General features: G+C 61.2%; 18 protein-coding genes. 9 read left to right on the plus strand and 9 right to left on the minus strand.

The features are described from left to right. The first annotated feature begins 16 nt into the window (after positions 1 to 16). The gene (locus ACYU70_RS10450) at positions 17 to 760 is read left to right on the plus strand and encodes a PIG-L deacetylase family protein (protein WP_342295934.1); all 744 of its coding nucleotides are present in this window, start codon (positions 17 to 19) and stop codon (positions 758 to 760) included. Continuing rightward, positions 757 to 1,353 carry a class I SAM-dependent DNA methyltransferase gene (locus ACYU70_RS10455; RefSeq protein WP_342295933.1) on the plus strand — a complete coding sequence of 199 codons (597 nt, stop codon included), beginning with the start codon at positions 757 to 759 and terminating at the stop codon, positions 1,351 to 1,353. Before ACYU70_RS10450 ends, ACYU70_RS10455 begins: the two co-directional genes overlap by 4 nt. On the opposite strand, the gene ACYU70_RS10460 is transcribed toward ACYU70_RS10455, so the two are convergent. The 4 genes from ACYU70_RS10460 to ACYU70_RS10475 form a co-directional block, all read right to left on the minus strand. Then, a complete protein-coding gene (locus ACYU70_RS10460) occupies positions 1,350 to 2,585 on the minus strand; it encodes a glycosyltransferase family 2 protein (protein ID WP_342295932.1) in 1,236 nt (411 codons plus the stop codon). The genes ACYU70_RS10455 and ACYU70_RS10460 overlap by 4 nt on opposite strands. Before the next feature lie 214 nt (positions 2,586 to 2,799). Beyond that, the gene (locus ACYU70_RS10465) at positions 2,800 to 4,068 is read right to left on the minus strand and encodes a BamA/TamA family outer membrane protein (protein WP_342295930.1); all 1,269 of its coding nucleotides are present in this window, start codon (positions 4,066 to 4,068) and stop codon (positions 2,800 to 2,802) included. 125 nt (positions 4,069 to 4,193) lie between these two features. Further along, complete coding sequence (locus ACYU70_RS10470; RefSeq protein WP_342295928.1) at positions 4,194 to 4,517, minus strand: (2Fe-2S) ferredoxin domain-containing protein; 324 nt, start codon at positions 4,515 to 4,517, stop codon at positions 4,194 to 4,196. Between the two features lie 38 nt (positions 4,518 to 4,555). Beyond that, positions 4,556 to 4,945, minus strand: a complete 390-nt coding sequence (locus ACYU70_RS10475; protein WP_342295927.1) for an ArsR/SmtB family transcription factor — start codon at positions 4,943 to 4,945, stop codon at positions 4,556 to 4,558. Positions 4,946 to 5,086: 141 nt separating this feature from the next. Here ACYU70_RS10475 and ACYU70_RS10480 point away from each other — a divergent pair, with 141 nt between their 5' ends. Beyond that, positions 5,087 to 5,737 (plus strand): carboxypeptidase-like regulatory domain-containing protein, encoded by a 651-nt coding sequence (locus tag ACYU70_RS10480; RefSeq protein WP_342295926.1) that lies wholly within the window; start codon positions 5,087 to 5,089, stop codon positions 5,735 to 5,737. A 102-nt stretch (positions 5,738 to 5,839) separates the two neighbouring features. On the opposite strand, the gene ACYU70_RS10485 is transcribed toward ACYU70_RS10480, so the two are convergent. The 5 genes from ACYU70_RS10485 to ACYU70_RS10505 form a co-directional block, all read right to left on the minus strand. Further along, a complete protein-coding gene (locus tag ACYU70_RS10485) occupies positions 5,840 to 7,150 on the minus strand; it encodes a M16 family metallopeptidase (protein ID WP_342295925.1) in 1,311 nt (436 codons plus the stop codon). A 68-nt stretch (positions 7,151 to 7,218) separates the two neighbouring features. Then, complete coding sequence (gene porV, locus ACYU70_RS10490) at positions 7,219 to 8,442, minus strand: type IX secretion system outer membrane channel protein PorV (protein ID WP_342295924.1); 1,224 nt, start codon at positions 8,440 to 8,442, stop codon at positions 7,219 to 7,221. Between the two features lie 49 nt (positions 8,443 to 8,491). Then, entirely contained in the window at positions 8,492 to 12,511 is a 4,020-nt protein-coding gene (gene porU, locus ACYU70_RS10495; protein ID WP_342295923.1) for a type IX secretion system sortase PorU, read from the minus strand. A gap of 148 nt (positions 12,512 to 12,659) precedes the next feature. After that, complete coding sequence (locus ACYU70_RS10500) at positions 12,660 to 13,373, minus strand: CDP-alcohol phosphatidyltransferase family protein (protein ID WP_342295922.1); 714 nt, start codon at positions 13,371 to 13,373, stop codon at positions 12,660 to 12,662. 65 nt (positions 13,374 to 13,438) lie between these two features. Continuing rightward, a complete protein-coding gene (locus ACYU70_RS10505) occupies positions 13,439 to 14,080 on the minus strand; it encodes an MBL fold metallo-hydrolase (protein WP_342295921.1) in 642 nt (213 codons plus the stop codon). 142 nt (positions 14,081 to 14,222) lie between these two features. On the opposite strand from ACYU70_RS10505, the gene ACYU70_RS10510 reads away from it, so the two are divergent. The 6 genes from ACYU70_RS10510 to ACYU70_RS10535 all read left to right on the plus strand — a co-directional run bounded on the left by ACYU70_RS10510 (position 14,223) and on the right by ACYU70_RS10535 (position 20,963). Further along, entirely contained in the window at positions 14,223 to 15,302 is a 1,080-nt protein-coding gene (locus ACYU70_RS10510; protein ID WP_342295920.1) for an NAD(P)/FAD-dependent oxidoreductase, read from the plus strand. Between the two features lie 200 nt (positions 15,303 to 15,502). Further along, positions 15,503 to 18,772, plus strand: a complete 3,270-nt coding sequence (locus ACYU70_RS10515) for a hypothetical protein (protein WP_342295919.1) — start codon at positions 15,503 to 15,505, stop codon at positions 18,770 to 18,772. A gap of 128 nt (positions 18,773 to 18,900) precedes the next feature. After that, a complete protein-coding gene (locus ACYU70_RS10520; RefSeq protein WP_425293313.1) occupies positions 18,901 to 19,575 on the plus strand; it encodes a heme exporter protein CcmB in 675 nt (224 codons plus the stop codon). Positions 19,576 to 19,577: 2 nt separating this feature from the next. Then, entirely contained in the window at positions 19,578 to 20,243 is a 666-nt protein-coding gene (gene ccsA / locus ACYU70_RS10525; protein WP_342295917.1) for a cytochrome c biogenesis protein CcsA, read from the plus strand. Further along, a complete protein-coding gene (locus ACYU70_RS10530) occupies positions 20,233 to 20,478 on the plus strand; it encodes a CcmD family protein (RefSeq protein ID WP_342295916.1) in 246 nt (81 codons plus the stop codon). The genes ccsA and ACYU70_RS10530 overlap by 11 nt, the downstream gene beginning before the upstream one ends. Before the next feature lie 56 nt (positions 20,479 to 20,534). Then, positions 20,535 to 20,963 carry a cytochrome c maturation protein CcmE domain-containing protein gene (locus ACYU70_RS10535; RefSeq protein WP_342295914.1) on the plus strand — a complete coding sequence of 143 codons (429 nt, stop codon included), beginning with the start codon at positions 20,535 to 20,537 and terminating at the stop codon, positions 20,961 to 20,963. Positions 20,964 to 21,083: the final 120 nt, after the last annotated feature.

Raw genomic sequence — 21,083 nt, forward strand, 5'->3', positions numbered from 1 at the left:
GTCAGATTTTTTCAGCGTGCTTTCTTTCTCCGAATACCCAGTCCGCGCCGCCAGCCTTGTGGCCGGCCTGGGCTCTACCGTGGTTGTTGCCCCACACCCCGACGATGAGGCGCTGGGTTGCGGCGGCCTGCTGGCCCTGCTGCGTCAGGCCGGGCAGCCCGTGGCGGCCGTGCTGGTGAGCGACGGCACCATGTCGCACCCCAACTCTGTACTGTTTTCGGCCCCGGCGCGGCAAGCGGTGAGGACAGCTGAATTCCGCCATGCCCTCACCATTCTGGGCGCTGATGCAAGAGAGCCGCTCCTTCTGAACCTGCCCGATGGCCGGGTACCCGCCAGTCCAACCGAGCCCGGCTTTACCGAATCCGTAGCGCAGCTGCGCGAGTTTCTGGAGCACCACCAAACCGAAACCGTGCTGGTGCCCTGGCGGCGCGACCCGCACCCCGACCACCGCGCCACAGCCCAACTGGTACAAGCCACGCTAGCTGCCATGCCGCACCTACCACGCCGCCTTGAGTATGTGGTGTGGGCCTGGGAGCGCGCCGCGCCGGAGGACCTGCCCACGGCGGCCGATGCCGTGCAGGGCTTCCGGCTGGACATCGCAGCGGGCCTGAGCCAGAAACAACGAGCCATTACGGCGCACCGCTCACAGGTGGCACCCGGCGTGTTTACGGATGATAGCGAAGGGTTTTTATTGTCGCCGGAGATGCTGGCGCACTTTGCCGGGCCCTACGAAGTTTATTTTGAAGCGCTTGAATCATGAACGAAAACCAGCCCAATACCCTGCCGCCGGAGTATTTTGACCACGTGTACCAAGCCAACCGCGACCCGTGGAATTTTGAAACCAGCCCCTACGAGCGGGAGAAATATGCCGACACGCTGGCCGCCTTACCCCGAACGCAGTACGCCGAAGTCTTTGAAATCGGCTGCTCGTTGGGCGTGCTCACGGCGCAACTGGCCCCGCACTGCGGCCACCTGCTGGCCGTGGATGTGAGCGAGGCCGCGCTGGCCCAGGCGCGGGCACGGTGCGCTGGCCTGCCACAAGTGGAAATCCGGCAGCTGCGGGTGCCCGAGGAATTCCCCAATCAGTCGTTCGATTTAATCGTGCTTTCGGAAGTCGGCTACTATTGGTCGCCGGCCGACCTGGCCCGCGCGGCCGACTTGCTCATCGCCGGCCTGAACCCTGGCAGCCAGTTGCTACTGGTACACTGGACGCCGCCGGTGCACGACTACCCCCTGACCGGCGACGATGTGCACCAGTTCTTCTTGGCCAAAACCACTGAAAATGGCGCGCTGCGCCACCTCGCCGGCCACCGGCACGAAACCTACCGGCTCGACTTGCTGGAAAAGCGCTAGCTCACCGGCCGCCACTCCGCCGCCACGCCACTCCGGATGAGTCGGGGCAATACCAGCAACGCCTGCGAAAGCGGCATTAACGTCATGGTAAGATTGGGACTGTGGACCAGCGCCCACTCCCACAGCACGCCAAATGTGGCCGACTGCTGCATTCGGGCCAGCACCGTGGCTACGGGCAGCCCCAGCCGGGTCATAGTTGCGTCTGGCTCGGCCCCCGGGTGGGTGGCCCAGCAGGCACAAAGCTGGCGGCGCAACTGCCACCGCCGCATTAGCTGCACGGGGTTTTCGACATGCGGCTCGCGCTGCTGCTGGCTCATGCGCAGCCATTCGCTCAGCTGCCAGGACAAGCCTACTTCTACTCTACCTTGGCGGCGGGCCGAGGTGAGGACACGCACCCGGGGGCTGTGGCGCAGGGCCAAATCATGCCGGCGCAGCTCCTGGCACAGGGCTTCATCTTCCAAAAATCGAACTTCGGGCAGGCCGCCCACCCGGCGGTAGGCGCGGGCCGTGAGCGCCAGGCTGGCCCCGAAATGCTGGTAATGGCGGGGCCAACGGTCCATGGGCGCGGGGTCAATCAGGTCTTCGAGGCGGGTGCAGAGCAAGTGATAAGCCGCGTCTTGGGCCTGGATGCGTTGGAGCGCCACCGGCGCTTCTTCATGACTGGTCAAAATGCGGCCGCCTACGGCATCGGCCCCGGCGACTATTTCAGCCTGAATAGTAGCCAGCCAATCAGGCGCTACCTGGGTATCGGCATCGGTGCTGGCGATGATACCAAGGGGCTGGCCCACCTGCTCCAGCCGGGCGCAGGCCTCGTCCATCAGCAGGCGGCGGGCGCGGCCTACGTGGGCCGTATCGCCGGTCAGGCACAGCTCGGCTACATGCACCACCAGTTCAGGGAACCGCTGGGCCTGGCGGCGCACCACGGCGGCCGTGGCATCCTGGCAATTATTGGCCAACACAATTACCTCAAAACTATCCGGCGGCAAGGCCTGGCCGCATTCTGTGACTTGAGCGGCGAGGGCAGCCAGCGCGGTGGGCAAGGTGACAGCTTCGTCTTTGGCCGGAATGATGACGCTGATGCGCAGGCCAGCACGGGGCGGCGGCAATTGCTGGCGTAGGCGCGCCGCGCAATGGTCACGCGGCGGGGCCGGCAGCCTCAGTAACGAAGAAATGGGGGCGGTAGCGGTGGCCTCGTGGGCGGCCAGGAAGCGCGCGGGGGTAGCGTGGTCCATTGGGCAGGGTGTACGCCGGGCACTAGCGAAAGGATAAGGCCCAGCTTATTTCCCGAGCCGCCAATGCCCTTATTGATGGGCTTTTGCGCGGTCATTTATCAAATAATCACTGCACTATCACTCGTAGCTGTTTCGGTTATAAATCCCGGTTGAATTTCACAAAAAAAGCCTCTCCTGATTTCAGGAGAGACTTTTTTGTGAAATTCAACCGGGATTAGAATGCCTCGCCGATGGCAAACAGGATGCCGGGCTTGCTACCAGTGCCGCCGGCATAATCAAGACGCAGATTCACCCGGTCGCGGCGGATGAAGTTGAAGCGGATGCCCGCGCCGCCGGCGTATTTCGTATCGCTGAGATTGAACTTGTCGATGTACTGGTTCACGTTGCCCACGCCGCCAAATACGGCCCCGTCGAAGCGCTTCAACCAGCTGACGCTGGTATTGGGGAACAGCTTATGGCGGATTTCGGCCTGGAACATAATCATCTGGCGGTCGCGGAAGCGCTGCTCGTAGATGCCGCGCAGCAGGTTGGCGTTGTTATACAGCGTGCCGCCCAGGTTGGCACCCAGGCCGGCCAGCTCGCGGAAGGGCACATCGCCGGTGTGGAACTGCCCGAGGAATTGCGCGGCCAGAATCGTATTGTTCGAGCCAAGGGGCTGGAAGTGGCGGGCATCGAGCTGGTAGCGCACGAAGCGGTAGTCCGACCCCAGGCCCGTGCCGTTGAACGTAGCGCCGAAATCGAGCAAATCGCCGTGGAAGGCGGCCAGCGGCACATCCCGAGTGTCGTAGGTAATGACCGGGCCGAGACCCGAAATCTGCGTATTCTGCCGCTCGCGGGCCGTCATGCGCCCCTCGTTGTAGAATATGCTGGGGGTTTTATCATCGGTAGCGGTGGCTGGGCCGTGCACATCCGTGATTTTGGTGAAGCGGTACTGCGCGCCAAAAAACAGCTTGGGCGCAATCTGCTTCTGAATCCGCTGGTTGATAATGAATAGTTTATAATCAGTTTCCGACTCGTTGACACTGGAAGTACCGGCCCCTTTGCCGTAGTAATACAGCAGGATATCATAGGCGCTGATTTCGCCATTCAGATAGAATTTCTCGCCCGGCGTGTACACCGAATGCACCAGCTGAATGAGCGACTGACCCTCGGTAGTGGTCCAGTACTGCACCCGGGCATTGGATGGCCGGGTGAGGGTATCGGCCGAAAACCGACCGCTGAGCAGTGCGCCCAGGCCGTAGCCAAGTCCGGTTTCGGCCTGATAGAATAACACCGGAATGGGCAGCAGGCTAAGTGTACCGTTTTTACCCAACTGCCCGAAGGACTTCGTGCTGCGAACCTGCTGTCCGGCCATTGGCACCAGACCAACGCTGCGAGGCGCGGCCGGGGGAGTGGTATAAACCGAATCGAGGGGGGCTGCCGGCTGCGCGGCGGCAGTAAAGCTCAGCCCGGCGAGGGCCAGGGCTGCGAGAGAAAAACGCATGGGAGCGAGGATGAAAAGCAAATGAATTGCCCTATCAACGGATTATGTAGCTCCACGGTTGGCGGTGGCGGCGGCCGGGCCGGCCAAAGGCCTTATCTACCCCGCTAGTGGCGGCTTCTGCCCGCCTACTGGTCCCGTATCAGCAGGCGCTCCACCACCTGCCCCAGGCCCAGGTGCCGGGTCACCAGCTCAGCAGCATCGGCGGGGCGCACTTTGCCGTAGGCTGTGCCTTCGGGATAGATAATGAGGGCCGCGCCGGGGCCTTTTTTGCACTGCTTGCAGAGGTCGAGGCAATTGCAGGTTTGCACCCGCACATGCTCCCGCTCATCACCAGTCAGCAGCTTTTTCAGGCCTTGGATTTTCAACTCTTTTTTCAGGGCCTTGGCTACGTCCTCCCCCACCCCGGATTTCTGGTTGGTGCACACAAAAAGGCGGCGAACGGTACTCATAAGCGAAAGAAAATGGCCAACTGCACCACGCCAACTAATTACGCGGGGCCGTGCCAGTGGCGGTTTTGAAGCTTATACGCGGCCAGCTCGCGGTTCGACCACAGGGTTTGGTACACTTGCTGGTCGTGCAGCAGCTGGGGGTCTTTTTCCATGAAGGCCAGCAACTGCTGGAGCAGTTCGGCCGTCTCTTCTTTCAGGAAATAGTACATCCAGTTGTCGAGCCGGCGCACGTTCACCAAACCTGCATTCTTTAAGTACGATAATTGCCTACTGGTTTTGGTCTGGGTGAAATCCAGCACTTGCTCCAGGTCGGCCACCACCATTTCGTGGTTGCGCCACAGCAAATGCAGGATGCGCACCCGGCTTTCGTCGCCCAGAGATTTAAAAAGTTGCTGACCAAAAGCAACCGTGAAATGTTTCAAGCGCATCTGCTGTCTGAGAAGCGGGAAGTTCGCCCGTCGTTCTTTCTGCCTAAAGTTACCATCGGCCCCGAACCTAGTGCCGTATATTTGTTCTTCCGCTATCTGAATATGCCTGATTTCTTGCGCCTTCGTCGCTTTTCTTTCTTTTTGGCCGCGGCCCTTTTGGTGCTGTTGCTGGCCACGCCGGGCGCGCACGCCCAGGGCAAGCGCAAGGTGATTCAGTTCACCGGCATCGTGGCCACCGGCGACAGCCTGCTGGGCGTGCCCGGCGCTACCATCTACGTGCCCAAAGCCGGCCGCGGCACGGCCTCAAACATCTACGGCTACTTCTCGATGGCCGTGCTGGCCGGCGACAGCATCGTGATTCGCTCGCTGGGCTACGCCAACCAGACCATCGTCATTCCGAAGGATTTCCAGCGTCAGAGCTACTCTGTCATCGTGCAGCTTAAGGAAGATGCCACCGTGCTGCCCGAGGTGCGCGTGTTTCCCTACACCACCGAGCGCGACTTCAAAAAGGCCTTCCTGGCCCTGCGCCTGCCCACCGAGCGCGGCAGCGCCGCCGCCGACAACCTGAACCAGGAGCTGATGAACCGGATTTTCCGCACTCAGCCCATGGGCGCGGTAGCCAACTTCCGCCAGACCATGAGCAACCAGCAGCTCGACTACGACCGCCACATGGGCATGGCCCCCAACCAGTATTCCAACAACCCGCTGCTCAACCCCTTCAGCTGGCTCCAGCTGATTCAGCAGGTGAAAAAAGGCGAGTTCAAGAAGAAGGATACCAACGACGATTATTAATCGACACGGCCGCAGGTTTCAGTAAGTATTGTTAAAAAAGGACGGCCCCCGAACAGTTTGTTCGGGGGCCGTCCTTTTTTATTGAGAATCAGGACTGATTTCTCAGGCACCGGCCGGGCCGGCAATGACCACCTGCATGGCTTCCGGTGCGAAATAGGCCCGGGCCAGGGCTTGCAGCGTTTGAGCATCGGCAGTTTCAATCTGCTGCACGAATTGGGTGTAGTAATCGGCGGGCAGGTTAAGGAACACGAGGCTTTTGTACTTATCGCACTGCTCGAACACGGTGGATAGCTCGTTGGCAAACTTGCCCAAGATGTAGTTTTTCACCGTTTCCAGCTCGTCCTCCGGAATCAGCTCGTCCTGCAGGCGGCGCAGCTCCAGCACAATCTCGCTCACGGCAAAGTCGGCGCTTTCGCCCTTCACATCGGTGCCGATGACGAGGGACGTACCAAACTCACGCGGGGCCACGCTGGCGTAGATGCCGTAGGTCAGGCCTTTGTCTTCGCGGATGTTGCGCATCAGGCGCGAGCCGAAGTAGCCGCCGAACACGTTCACCAGCAGCTTGAGGCGGTGGGTGTCGGGGTGCGTGGGCGCAGGCCAGTGCCGCCCCATGCGGATGGATGCCTGCAGGCTGCCGGCCACCGCCACCCGGTCGGGCAGCGTGGAGATGATGGGCTCGTCAACCACCGGCGCGGCGGCTGGGGGTACTTCGCTGGCGCGGGCCGTGCCGAAGGCGGCAGCCACCAGCTCCTGCTCGGCCGCCACGTCGCCGCAGAGGAAGATTTCGGCATTGCCAAACGAGTACATCGCCTGATGGAAAGCCTGGGCTTCGGCCGCCGTCAGGGCCTGGTAGCCGTCGGCATCGAAGGGCCGGCCGTAGGCCGTGTGGGCCCCAAATAGTAGCTCATTGAACCGCTCGGAAGCGAGGAAGCTGGTTTTTTTGCGCTCCACGCGTACGTTCTGAATGGTGCGGGTTTTGAGCTGCTCCAGCTCGGCTGCCGGGAAGGCGGGGTTGCTGAGCACGTCAATCACCAGCGGCAGCAGCGTGGGCAGGTGCCGCGTGAGGCAGTAGAGCGTGAGCGTGGAGCGGTCGAAACCCGAATCGCACTCCAGCGACGCGCCGTAGAAAGCCACTTCGTCGGCAATCTGGCGGGCGGTGCGGGTGGTGGTGCCCTCCAGCAGCATGCGAGCGGTGAGGGACGCCAAGCCGGGGCGGTTTTCGGCCAGCTTGCCGGCTCGGAACACGGCTTGCAGGCGCACCACGGGCTGGGCATCGTTGGCCAGCACGTGCAGGCGGGCCCCGCTGGGCAGGGTGCGCACAGCGGCATCGGGCAGCGTGACGCGGGCCAGCGGCTGAACGGGAGGGGCTATGGTACGGTCGAGCACCGAAGCAGAAAGCGAAGAAGTAGGCATATGCAATAATAACAAACTCCTCTTCCCGGCCGGGAAGAGGAGCTGTGGGGTAACCAGAAAAGGCTGGGTTAGTTTGAAGGCGTGCTGCCGCTGGTGCCACCGGCACCGTTCTCGTCAAAGGCTTCGGACAGCTTGTTCAGGTTGAAGTGCAGCGACACCCGGATGGTCTGGGCCAGGGGGTTGGCCTGGCTGTTCTGGCCCGTGGGCACCAGGTAAGTGCCATCGATGCCGAATACCTGGTAGCGCACGCCCAGGCCCAGGCTCACGTACTGACGGCCGCCCTTGTCGGGGTTTTCGTAGAAATAGCCACCGCGAGCGTACAGCAGGTCGTTGTAGTTGTACTCCAGGCCGGTGGAGAGGTTGATTTCGCGCAGCTCTTCTTTGGCCCCGCCGGGCGCGTCGCTGAACGAGTTGAAGATGCCGCTCACAATGTTCTGGTTATTGCGGCGGGTATTTTCATCCGTGATTCGCTTGTCGTTAGCCGGCACCCCGTCGATGTAGTACGGCGAAGGCACGAGCAGCTTGCTGGCATCGAACGTGAGCGTAATTTTATTGTACTGGTCAATCTCGCGGGTGATGGCCGTCCCCAGTCGCATCATGGTGGGCAGGAAGCTGGGATTGAGCGGGTCCCGGTAGGTCATCTTGTTGCCGATATTGGTTATCGAAGCCCCAAATGCCAGGTTGTAGATGCCGGTGCCAATAGTGGCATCCTTGGAGTAGTAAGCGCCCAGGTCGACGGCGGCGGCATTGCCCGACTGGGCATCGTTGTTGGCATAGGCCCCCACCAGGTTCGAGCGGATGTAGCGCGCCGAAGCACCCACACCAAAATTATCGGTGAGCTGCAGGCCATACGAAACGGCCAGGGCATACTCTTTGGGGTTGAAGCTACCCAGGCTGTGGTTGCCGGAATCCGTGTAATCAATGCTCCCCAAATCGAAGTACATCAGCGAAGCGCCAAAGGCCGAGCGTTTGCCCACCTTGGCATAGCCCGAGAGGTACGACAGACTCATGTCGTCGGTGATGTTGCGCAGCCAGGGCGAGTACGACATCGAAGCCGCGTACTTATACTGCACAAAGCCCAGCTTGCCCGGGTTGAAATACGCCGCGTTGGCATCGGGCGAGGTGGCTACGCCGGCTTCGCCCAGCGCCGATGACCGCGAATCGGGGCTGAGGGTCAGGATGGGCACGGCCGTGGTGATTGTGTGGGGGGTAGTCTGGCCCTGAGCAGTAGCTGCTACGGCCACCAAACCGGCGGCAAGCGCCACGCGCGAACGAAAGAAAAGAGGCTGCATAGAGTGGGAAATGGGGACCAGGCGTGGCCCGGGCACAAATAAAAGCGGATTAATTGAGGATGACGAGTTTTTCGTATTTCGAAGCCACCGCGTTGTTGCGCTGCGAGCGCACGGTGAGGCGGTAAACGTATACCCCACGGGCCAGCTGGTCGTCGTAATCGTCGCGGCCATTCCAGCTGATGCTCTGCTGATGCGCTACGGTGCTGGGCACAATGGCATTGAGGGTGCGCACCAGATGGCCGGCCACGGTAAAAATCTGCACTTGTACGTCCAGGTTGTCGGGCTCGCTGCCGGCCTGGTTGTGGTCGAAGAAGAACGTAGTGGAGTGGGCAAACGGATTGGGGTAGTTGAGCACGTGGTCGAGCGCCAGCTTCACATCCTGGGCCACCACGAACTCAATTTCCTTCTCGGCCGAGTTATTATAAGTGTCCCAGGCTTTGAGGGTGAGCGAATGCGGGCCGGTAGCGAGGTCCTTGAACAGGTTCTTCACGTTGCCCGAAGTAAAATCACCAACATTGGCCACGTAGCTGTCGTTCAATATCAGCTTCTTATTGGGGTCGTGGTCAAGAATGGCCGTGATGTCGTGGCCAATGCCCGTGCCCGTGGTGTTGATGCCGTTTTCGTCGGCCAAATCGGCCAGTAGCGTGGTGGTCTGGCCGGTGAGGCCGCCATACACGAAGGCTTTGCTGTCCATAAACAGGCTGATGCGCGGCGGCTGGTTGTCCTCGGGCGCATTGCGGGCCGCGCCGCCCACCAGCCGGGGCTGGTAGCCGTTGGCGTCGATGCTGTGCGTCCCATCGGAAGCGTAGAGGCTGATTTTGCCCGTTCCCACCTGGTAGTTGATGTCCTTGGGCACCACGAATACCAGGCTGAACTTGCCGTTCACCACGTCGGCCTGCCCGCCATAAATTACGCTTTCCTGAATGCTGACCGATGCCACGGTATCGTCGGGCTCATTGCCGAGGGTCTTCACGGTGGTGGGCTTGTCGTAAATCGTAACCTGAGCCCGGCCGGTGAAGGTCGAATTCAGGACACCATTATTCAGCAGATGGCCGTCCAGGCGGATGCGGGCGAGGGCATGCAGGGTATCCGCATTTACCCAATCCTTCCCGATGCGCTGGCGCACGCTGTCGAGCACCACCGTTTGCTTGGGGTAAGCCAGCGTCATGCTGGGGTCGGCCAGCAGCGTGTAGTTGCGGTTGTTGATGCCGCCGGCCTGGTAGTCGTTCTTGCTCATCATCACAATGGTGCCCATGCTGGGCATGCGGCCATTGATGGGCTGAAGCACCCGGTTGAAATAGCGCTGGTTGAGGCCGGCATTGAGGTAGGCTTCGACCACGCGGGTGGTGGTGAAGAGGCCCACGGCGCCGCCCGTGGCATTGTCCGTGAGCGACTGCTCGCCGGCCGAGGTGAAGTCGGGGTTGTCGTAGGTACTGAAATCGCAGGTGCCGGTGGTGAAGAACGTCAGGTTGTTGGGGTTGCGCAGGGCCAGCACCGAGGCGTTGGTCACAATCTGCTCATCGGCCAGGCCCTTGGGGCCGCCGTGGCCCAGGTAGTTCACAATCAGCGAGCCCTGCTCCACCGACTGGTCGATGGCACGGTTGGCATCGGGCGAGCGTTGGCCGGCGGCCACGGCCTGCTGAGCGTACAGGTCAAGGTACACTTTGTGCACGTTGTAGACCGGCGCGGTGGAGTTGATGATGTTGGCAATGCCATCGGAGCCAATGCTGCTGTTGATGAAGATGTTGCCATTGCCATCGTCCGACACCAGGGTAATGCGGTTGCGCCACTTGCCGTAGGCGGCGGTAGCATCGTAGCCAATCACCTTGTTTATTACCTGCTGGGCCTGGGTGGTATTGCGCAAATCATTTTTGGGCGTGCGCACCGGCAGGCGGCCTACGCCGATATCAAACAGCTCATTGCCAATATTCTGCTCAGCCCATTCGCCTTCGTTGTCATCCAGCAAAGCGTAGAAATCATCGGAAGAATAGCTGGACGGCCCGTAAAACCCAGCGGAAAAATAAGGCGACTGCGACTCCCGCGACTCGTAGGTGGGCACGTAGTTCTGGTTGAAGGCGTCGAAATCGGAATCGGTTTTGAAGGGAACCCGTTTTTTCCACCAGGCAGGCTCGGAGCCTTTGTCGTTCGTAGGGTCCGATTTGTAGTCGTACGAAGCATCGCCCAGCAACAGCAGCTGCATGGTTTTGCCGGCCGGGGCGCGGTCGTACAGCATTTTCATGAAATCACGAATGGCCGACACGTCCTGCCCGCCCGAGCCGAACTCGTTGTATATCTGGCTGGGTACCACCACCTGCACCTTCAAATCGTCGTGCGTAGTGCGGTGAGCGGCCAACTGCATGGCCTGCGCCATGAACGCGGGGTGCGTCAGAATAACGAGGTCAATCATGCGCGCGCCAGCGGTAGCATTGAGCGCGTGCAGGTCTTGATTGGCCACTTTTCCAAAGGCCCGCACCGGATGGTCCGAGAAGTCGCCGCCGGGTTGCAGGGCCACAAACTCGCGCACCGTATCGGCCGGAGCGATGAAGCTGCTGGTGGTGCCGTCGAACGTAACGGCCTGCGGGTGGCGCGGGTTGGTCACATCCCACACCACGGCCCCCGTAGGCAGGCCGGTGAACACATAGCGGTTCTGCGCGCCCGGCCCAACGTTGCTCAGGGTCCGAAACTCCAGCTGCGCACCGCTCAGCTTGAGCAGGCGCTCGGCATTGATTTCGAAGAAGTCGAGGTAGCCGCTGGCCCCGGGGTCACCGCTGTTATACGTCAGGCCCAGCTTCAGCTCAGTGCCCGGGGCACTTAGGGGCAATTGGTTGGTGGCTGAAGTCACAATGGCATCGGCCGAGAACGACTGGCCGGAACGGGCATTGATGGACTGCGTGGCCAGGGCTTGCCCATTCAGCGTGAGCTGGAAAGCGCTGGCCACCGAGGAGCTCGCCACCAGATTGGTGGTGACGCGCACGGGGCTGTTCGCCACCAAATCGCTGATGCCGCCCAGCACAAACTCCTGCGTGCCGCCCACCTGAAACCCTTCGCCCACCCAGTTGCGGCCCGAGTGCAGCAGGTTCACCAGGTCGTGCTCGTAAAAGTCACGGTAGGTGAAACTGGTGATGCTCGTGGGCTGGCCCGTAGCCGGCACGGCCGGCTTCGTCGATACGCGCTTGCCCGGCCGCGCATCCACTTTCACGAAGTAGTAAGCCGTGTCAGTATAAACGTTGTTCCGGTGCTGAAACATCCCGTTCTGCGCCGCCCAGGTATGCGCGCCGGGCGAGTAGAACAGGAAATACTCGTTGTCGTCGAGCACGCTGTCATTGTTTTTATCAACAAACAGAATTTCGTTCTCCACCAGGTCGTCGGGGCGGTACACGGCATTAGCCTGGGGCAGAATGCCCATGGCATTGCCGTACAGGTGCAGGTTTTTGGGGTTGATACCCGACGGCAGGCCCAGTCTGCTCAGCGTGGCTTTATCAAGCTTGTAAATGCCGCTCTTGGAGTTGCCGTTTTCGGCTACGCCCAGCTTGTACCAGTCGCCGCTTTGCAGCACCGAATGGCTGGCGTAGTTGCGGGTAGATGCCGTGCCCCGGGCGGCGACGCCGGCCCCGTTGGGGGTGTAGCGATAATCGAACGAAACCAGGCGCTCGGGCTGGCCGCTCTGAGGACCGCGCCGCACGGGCCGCAGGCGCAGGAACGTCACGGCCTGCTTCATCTCGATGCCGGTGATGAGTTGGGCTTCGGGGCCGGCCGGCAGCTTACTGACGTTGAACAGCTTGGCATCGGCAGCCGAGAATGGCTCGTACACCATGTTGAGGAACTCGCCCTGGCGCACGGCCCCATTCAGGCGCAGGCTGAACCAGCCTACCTGGTCATCCATCACCAGCTGGGCTTCGCTGAAGCCGGGTACTTTCTGCTTGCGCGGGCTCAGGCTGGGCACCTCAATGTAACCGCCCCACTTCACTACGCCGTGGGCCGTGGTACCATCCGATTGGGCCTGTGCCGCCGGGGCTGCCGCCCCCACGATGATTCCCACGAATGCAACAAAGAGGAAAGAAAGACGCATACACCTTACTAAATTGAGACCTGTTTCCTGCCTGCCCCGTCCGTCACGTAGTGGCTCCCGCAACAGCACCACCGGGCGGCAGGTTCACCCGGCAGTGGCTTCTTAACAACCAAATAATCTATTTATTGCGTCCCTGCATCCAACAATACTAACGAACGGCCGTTTTCGGCACCGAGAGCAGCACGTAGAGCAGCACCACCAGCGGCACGGCGGCGGCTTTGAGCACCAGCAATAATCCTGCCGCCAACAGCAGGAAGATGAACCGCCGCCGGTTATCGCCCCAACGGAAGGTCTTAAACTTGAGGGCAAACAAGGGCAGCTCGGCCACCAGCAGCCCCGAGAGCAGCATCGTGAGGCCCAGCAACAACCAGGGATTCAGAATAATCGGAGCTATACCAAACTGGTCGTAAGCCAGAATGAGCGGCAGCGAAGCCACCACCAGCGTGCAGGCTGGCGTGGGCAGGCCGATAAAGGAAGTCGTCTGCCGGGTGTCGTTGTTGAACTTGGCCAGCCGCAGGGCCGAGAAAATCGTGACGAGGAAGCCGAAATAGGGCAACCAGGACCAAAGCAATGTTGGTCCAGCATAACCCGCTCCTTCTACAGCTCTGGTTAATAATGCGCCTAAAATAGCGCCCGGCACCACCCCGAAGGAAACCATATCGGCCAATGAATCAAGGTCTTTTCCAATGGCGGAGGATACGCGCAGGGCCCGGGCCAGCAGGCCGTCGGCAAAGTCGGCGGCGGCGGCGGCGGCCACAAACCAAGCCCCGATTTCCAGCCGGCCGGCAAAAATATTGGTCAGCGCCAGGCAGCCGCACAGTAGGTTGAGGCAGGTTACGGCGTTGGGCAGGTGTCGTTTCAAAAGAAGAGGCGAAGTAGGGTGGTGAGGTAAATGGAACGCCAGGCACTGCCTGGCACGGGACGTTTTTAGTTAAGAAACGGGTTGCCGCGCCGCTCTTCGCCAATGGTGGTGGCGGGGCCGTGGCCGGGGTACACCATGGTATCATCGGGCAAGGTCATGAGCTCGGTTTCGATGCTGTGGAGCAGCGTGGCGTGGTCGCCGCCGGGCAAATCAGTGCGGCCGATGCTGCGCTGAAACAGTACGTCGCCACCAATGACGGTGGCCGTGGGCGCGTGGTAGAACACCACATGGCCGGGGGCATGTCCCGGCGTGAAACGTACTTCCAGCTCGGTTTCGCCGATGTGAACGGGCTGGCCGGCTACCAGTTCGCCGGTGGGTTCGGCTGGCTGGTACTGCGGAAAGCCGTAGCTGCCGGCGTAGGTGGGCACGGCGCGCAGCGTGGCTAGGTCGAGCCGGTGCAGCAGAAACGGCGTGCCGGGCCAGGTGTTCAGCACAAACTGATTGCCCAGCACGTGGTCGATGTGCGCGTGGGTGTTCAGCAGCAGTACCACTTGTAAATTATTGTCCTCCACGTATTCCCGCAGGGCCTGCTGCTCAGCGGGCGCGTAGCAGCCGGGGTCCACGATGGCGCACTGCCGGGTGGCCTCGTCGATGAGCAGGTAGGTATTCTCGGAAAAAGCGTTGAAGGTAAAACCAGCGACAGTCATAGCAAAACAGAGGGTCTGAGCAATGCGGAAAGGTACGACGCTGGGCGGAAAGCGGAATGGAGACGGTTGTCAGCCTGACTGGCTAACGCCTTCCTTCGGTTCTTAATTATTCATTAAGCCCAGCGTCCTTACCTTGCCAGCCATGATGACGGACTGTGATTTTCTGGTAGTGGGCCACGGCATTGCGGGCGCTACGCTGGCTTATGTATTGCGCGAGCGGGGCCACCGGGTGCTGGTGTATGACCCCGGCCAGGAGAGCTCGGCCTCCAACGTAGCGGCGGGCCTGATGAACCCCGTGGCCGGCAAGCGCTTCGCTCTCACCTGGCAGGCGGCCGAGTTGCTGCCCTTCGCGGCGGCTTTCTACCGCGAGCTGGAGCAGCGCTACCAGCAGTCGTTTTTTACCGAAACGCCCATTTTCAAAATCTTTGCTTCGGTAGAAGAGCAAAATGCCATGCTGGCCCGCAGCGCCGACAATCCGTGGGGTGATTTTGTGGCGGGTTTCGATACCACCGACCCCGGCCTGCCTGGCGTGAACGCGCCCTTTGGCGGGGCCTGGCTACGGCACGGCGGCCACGTAGCCGTGCGCGAGCTGCTGGCCGCCCTAGCCGCCGAGGGCACCCGCGACGGCTGGCTGCGCCGCGAAACGTTTGACTGGAATCAACTGGTTTTCGAGCCAGCTGGAGCCGAATACGCCGGGCAGGTACGGGCACGCCACGTTATCTGCTGCGAGGGGGCGGCCGCCGTGCGTAACCCCTACTTCAACTGGCTGCCGCTCACGCCCAACCAGGGCGAGGTGTTGGACGTGCAATGCCCGGGCCTGAGCCCGGACCAGGTGCTCAACCGAGGGGCTTACGTGGTGCCGGTGGGCGCAGGCCGGTTTCGGGTGGGCGCTACCTACCGCTGGCCGCCGTTTGCGGACGGCCCCACGGCGGTGGGCCGCGAGGAGTTGGCCGCGCGCCTCACCGTGGTAACCGACCTGCCGTTTGCCGTGACGGGGCAGCGGGCGGGGGTGCGGCCCGCCGTGCGCGACCGGCGGCCGCTGCTGGGCCCCCACCCCACCGTGCCGGCATTAAGCTTTTGCGGCGGCTACGGGTCAAAGGGCGTGATGCTGGCCCCGCGAATGGCAATGCTGCTGGCTGATTTCCTGATTAATCAGGCGGAACTCTGGCCCGATGCCAGCCTGCAGCGTTATCAGGCTTTACAGCCGGCTGGCGTACATTGAAACCCTATTGGGCGCGGCTCCGGGCGGGGCGGCGGCGCGCCATTTGCCCGGCTGGTAGGCGGCCGGATAACAATTCTCCGTTAACTGCTTTTATTGCAGCCCGGGCGGGCAGTTTGGTACTGCTCAGGTCGGCGGTGCGGGCCGTAAATTTTTTAGCGTTTCGGCGGATTAATTTTTGTTTTTGCTCGTTGGTTCCCATTATGACCATTCCACTATCCACTACTACGAAGCGTACGCTGGGGGGCCTGGCGCTGCTCCTGCCGATGCTCTGCCCGCCCACGGCCCGGGCCCAAACGGCGCAGGAGCCTTTTGGACGGGTGCGCGTGCAGTACAAGGATTTTCGCTGGCAGCAGCTTAGCACGCAGAATTTCAACGTGATGTACTACGATGGCGGCCAGGCCAGCGCCCGCCACGCCGCCGAGTATGCCGAGAAAGAGCTGCAGCGCATCACGGCGCTCATCGGCTACTACCCGTATTCGAAATCCACGCTGCTGTTTTATAATTCGGTAGGAGACTTGCGCCAGAGCAACATCGGCCTCACCGCCACGCAGCAGCAGATAAACGGCGGCGAAACCCCGCTGGCCCGCATGAGCAAGGTCCAGATTGCCTTCACTGGCGAGGAAACCGAGTTCAAGCGCCAGCTCAGCACCCAGATTACCGAGGTGCTGCTCAATGACATGATGTACGGCGGCTCACTGAAGGAAGTGCTGCAAAGCAGCTACCTGCTGCAGCTGCCCGACTGGTTTATCGGCGGGGCTTCGGCCTACGCCGCCGAGGGCTGGAGCGTGGACATGGACGGCTACATGCGCGACATGACCAAGCAGTACCCCACCGGCAACCGCACGGCCCCGTTTTTTCTGCGCAATTCCAAACTAGCCGGCCAGAGCATCTGGAACTACGTGGCCGAGCGCTACGGCTACACCACCATCCAGAACATCCTGAACCTCACGCGCATAACGCGCGACGTGGAAGTCGGCATCAGCTCGTCGCTGAACGTGCCGTTTAAGGTTTTCCTGAAAGACTGGCTGACGTACTACCGCGAGCTCAACGGCCAGCCCGTGGCCACGCTGGTGGAGCCCGACAAGAAATTCCGCCAGAGCGGCCGCAACCGCCACGCCGATGTTTTCTCGCAGCCCATTGTGAGCCCTAACGGACAGCAAGTGGCTTATGCCCAGAACGAAGGCGGCCGCTACCGCGTGATGGTGGTGGACCGCGACGGCCGCCACCGCCGCACCCTGAGCCGCGGCGGCTATCACACCCCCGACCAGCAGGTGGAAACCCGCCTGCCCGTGCTGGCCTGGCACGGCAATTCTCAGGTAGCAGTGGCCGAAATGAGCCGGGGCGAAATGGCCCTGCACCTGCGCGACGCCGATGGCCGCGGCCTGGTGCGCCGGGTACGCGAGGCTATTCGGTTCTCGCGGCCGGCCTCGCTGTTCGCCGCTTATGACCAGATACTGAGCATGAGCTATTCGCCCGATGGCAAGGCACTGGTATTTAGCGCAGTGCGCAACGGGCAGAACGATATTTACCTGTTGCGGGCCGGCAGCCGTAAGGTGGAGCAGCTCACCGACGACCTGTTCGATGACGTGCAGCCGGTGTTCCTGCCCGGCGGGCAGGGGCTGGTTTTCAGCTCCAACCGCTACCTCGATTCGCTGGGCCGCGCCCGACCCGCTACGTTCCAGAACGTGGTGAACAACTACGATTTATTCCAGTATCACCTCGATGGCCGCCCGGTGCCGGTGGAGACGCTGGTGAGTACGATTTCGAACGAAACCCGGCCCCGCGCTATCTCCGACGATGAAATTCTGTATCTCGGTGAAGAAAGCGGCGTGCGCGCCCTGTATCGGTACTCGTTGAAAACCAAGCAGCACGCGCTACTAACTAACTGGCTGCCGAACACGCAGGATTTTGATTATAGCCCACTGACTTCGGCGCTGGTATTCGTGGCCCCGGCGCAGTCGCGCGATATCCTGTACGTGTACCCCGAGTACCCGCTGCCGACCACGCTGCCCCTCACCAAAACCGCCCGCCAGCAAACGCTGGAAGAACGGTCGGCGGCTCCACGTCCTGCCACTCCCAAGCCCGCCGCGCCAGCAGCTACGCAAGCTGCCACTACCGTAACGCAGCCAGCTGACACGGCTGATACCCGACCGGCCAACCGCCGCAAAGCCAACGAAGCGGTGAATACCAGCGACTACCAGTTTGAGGAGGATGAGCCCGCGCAGGCCGCCTCGGCCAAGCGACGGCGCCTCACGCCTACTGCTGCCTCCACGGCGGCGGCGGCTACAGCCAAAGCGCAGTCCGAAGCCCCGGCCCTCACCGGGCCCTTCCGCTACGATACGCGCTTCATGGCCGATAACGTGTCGACTTCGCTTTACATGGACCCGCTGCTGGGGCTCGGCCTCCAGTTCAAGGCGGCGCTGACCGATGTACTGGAAAATCAGCGCATTGATGCTAGTCTGTTTGGACTGTTCGACCTGCGCACCAGCAACATCCGGGCTTCTTACACCAACCTGACCAAGCGCTACGACTGGAGCATTGCCTACCAGAAACAAGCTTATTTCTTCGACCTCGACGATGGCCGCTACCGCTACGGCCGCCACGAGATAGCGCCCACCATTGCCTACCCGCTCACCCACAACCTGAGCGTGCGCGGCGGGCCCCGCTTCGTGAGCATTTCGCGCACCCGCCTGGGCGATGTGTCGACGCAATCGGACCAGAGCTACAACTACCTGGGCTACAATGGCGAGCTGGTGTTCGATAACAGCATCAACACCGGTGTGAACATGGTGAGCGGCACCCGCCTGAAGGCCAGCGTGCTGAACCTGACCAACCTGAACAGCCAGAGTCTGAGCTTCGGCAAATTTGTTGTCGACCTGCGCCACTATCAAAAAATCAGCCGCTCCATTGTGTGGGCCAACCGAGCCAGCTACGGGCAGTTTTTTGGTCCGCGGCCGCAGGTTTTCCGCATCGGCGGCATGGACGACTGGCTGAACGGCGGTTACACCGGTTCCCGCTTCCTGACCGACTACCAGGCTCCCGACCAGGTATTCAACCAGGAATTCGTGACCAATCTGCGCGGCTTCGATTACAGCGCCCGCAGCGGGCCGCGCTACGTGCTGTTCAACAGCGAGCTACGTATTCCCATCGTGCAGTATTTCGCGCACCGCCCCATCTACTCAGGGTTTTTCCGCAACCTGCAGCTGGTTGGTTTCACTGATGCCGGTACGGCGTATTCGGGCACCAACCCATTCGGTACCGACAACTCGGCCAACACTAAAATCAAGCAGTTCAACCAGTATTTTGGGGCCACGGTCACCAATTTCAGCAACCCGTTGCTGGTGGGCTACGGCGTGGGTGCCCGCACTACCTTGCTGGGCTTTTATGGCAAAGTAGACGTGGCCTGGGGCCAGGAAGACTACGTAACCCACGGCCCGAAATTCTACTTCACGCTGGGCTACGACTTTTAGGGCTTCACAAGCAAGCGCAATCCTCACTGAAAGGTCTTGCTGAGCAGTGCTCAGCAAGACCTTCTTTTTTATACCCCTCAGCGTCCGGTCCGGTCGTATCTTTGCGGCCCGAAACCGAACCGCTGCCTGTGCCCTTGCTCCGCGAAATTTCCACCTTGTTGGCCAAAGACTTCCGCCTGGAATGGCGGCAGCGGGCGGCGCTGGGCGGGCTGCTGCTCTACGTGGGCAGCACGGTATTCGTGTGCTTTCTGAGCTTTAGCCTGCGCGGCGGCACGCCCCCACCCCCGGCTTGGAACGCGCTGCTGTGGGTCATTCTGCTCTTCGCCGCCATCAATGCGGTGGCCAAAGGCTTTATGCAGGAAAGCCCCGGCCAGCGGCTGTACTACTACACGCTGGTGCGGCCGCAGGCCGTTATTCTGGCTAAAATCCTTTACAATGCGCTGCTGCTCACGGCGGTGGCCTTGCTGGGCTTGTTTCTCTACACGGTGTTTCTCGGCAACCCAATTCAGGATGCGCCGCTGTTTGTGGCCAACCTGATACTTGGTGCGGTAGGCTTTGCCACCACGCTCACGCTGGTATCGGGCATCGCGGCCAAAGCGGGCGGCAACGGGGCCACGCTTATGGCCATCCTCGGCTTCCCGCTGATGGTGCCCATGCTGCTGCTGCTCATCAAGGTGAGCAAGAATGCGCTGGACGGGCTGGACCGTAGCGTGAGCCAGCAGTCGCTACTCACATTGCTGGCCCTGAACATGTTGGTCGGTGCCGTGTCTTATTTGTTGTTTCCTTTTTTGTGGAGGGGTTGAGTATGAAATGGACCTGGTGGAAAGTATTGACCGTGGTGTTCCTGCTGTATTCGGCGGCGGCGGGCTTTTTGCTGCCGGTGCCGCGGCTGGCCATTGTGAATGAGAGCATTCGCAACCTGTATTTCCACGTGCCCATGTGGTTTGCCATGATGGTGATTCTGGGCACGTCGGTGTTCCGCTCGATGCAGTATTTGCGCAATCCGTCGGCGCGGCTGGATATTCTCAGCCACGAGGCGGCCAAGTCGGGCATCGTGCTCGGACTGTTGGGCCTGGCCACAGGCAGCCTGTGGGCCAAGTACACCTGGGGTGCCTGGTGGACGCCCGACCCGCGCCTGAACGCCGCCGCCGTGGCCATGCTCATCTACGGGGCTTACCTGGTGTTGCGCGGCTCGTTCCGCGATGAACAGCAACGGGCCCGCGTGTCGGCCATCTACAACATTTTCGCGTTTGCGGCGGCCATTCCACTGCTGTTCATCCTGCCTCGTTTGGCGGGCAACTCGCTGCACCCCGGCCAGACCGGCAACCCCGGCTTCAACAAATACGACCTCGACAGCACTATGCGGATGGTGTTTTACCCCGCCGTCATCGGCTGGATTCTCTTTGCTTTCTGGATGACTCAGGTGAGCAGCCGGCTGGCCTTTTTGCAATTGAAAATCGATGAAAAATAACCTGTTAGCCCGCCTGTTCGGCGCATTTGGCCTGCTGCAAATCCTGCTTTTCACTGCCACTACGGCTATGGCCCAAGCTCCCGGAGCCGAGGCTCCCGAAATGGCCGACGCGCTGCGCGCCAACGGCAAAATCTACGTGGTGGTGGCCGCCGTGGTCATCATCGTAGCCGGCCTGCTGTTCTACCTCATCTCGCTCGACCGCAAAGTGAGCAAGCTGGAGAAAGAAATAAAGTAGCCCAAACTGTGCCCCCGCGGCACCCGAACGTTGTTACTGCTGTTAGCTATATCCTTATGAAAAAGTCGCACCTCTTCGTTCTGGCCATCATTGCGGTGGCCGCTGCCATCATCCTCAGCACCACCGCCGATGCCAGCGTTTATGTAGGCTTCGGCGAGGCCCGCGCCCGCGCCGCCGAGGGCAACACCACTAAAGTGCACGTAGTGGGCAAGCTGCCCCGCGATGCACAAAAGCACCCCCTGGGCCTGGAATACGACCCCATGACGGACCCCAACTACTTCGCCTTCACGCTGGTGGATACCACTCATCTGGCCCAGCGCGTGGTGTACAACAACCCCAAACCCCAGGATTTCGACGCTTCCGAGCAGGTGGTTATCACCGGCTGCATGAAGGGCGACGTGTTCATGGCCGACAACATTCTGTTGAAGTGCCCCAGCAAGTACGTGAAGAAGGATTTGAAAGGCGCTACGGCTTCAGTCAACTAAGTATTGGTAGCCTCTGACTAAAACACCAGGCGGTGCGGGCGACGAAAATTCGTTGCCCGCACCGCCTGGTGTTTTCATTGGTCTCTCCATCTCAAAAGTCCGGGCCGGCGACTTTTTCAC

This window comes from Hymenobacter segetis (assembly GCF_054776495.1).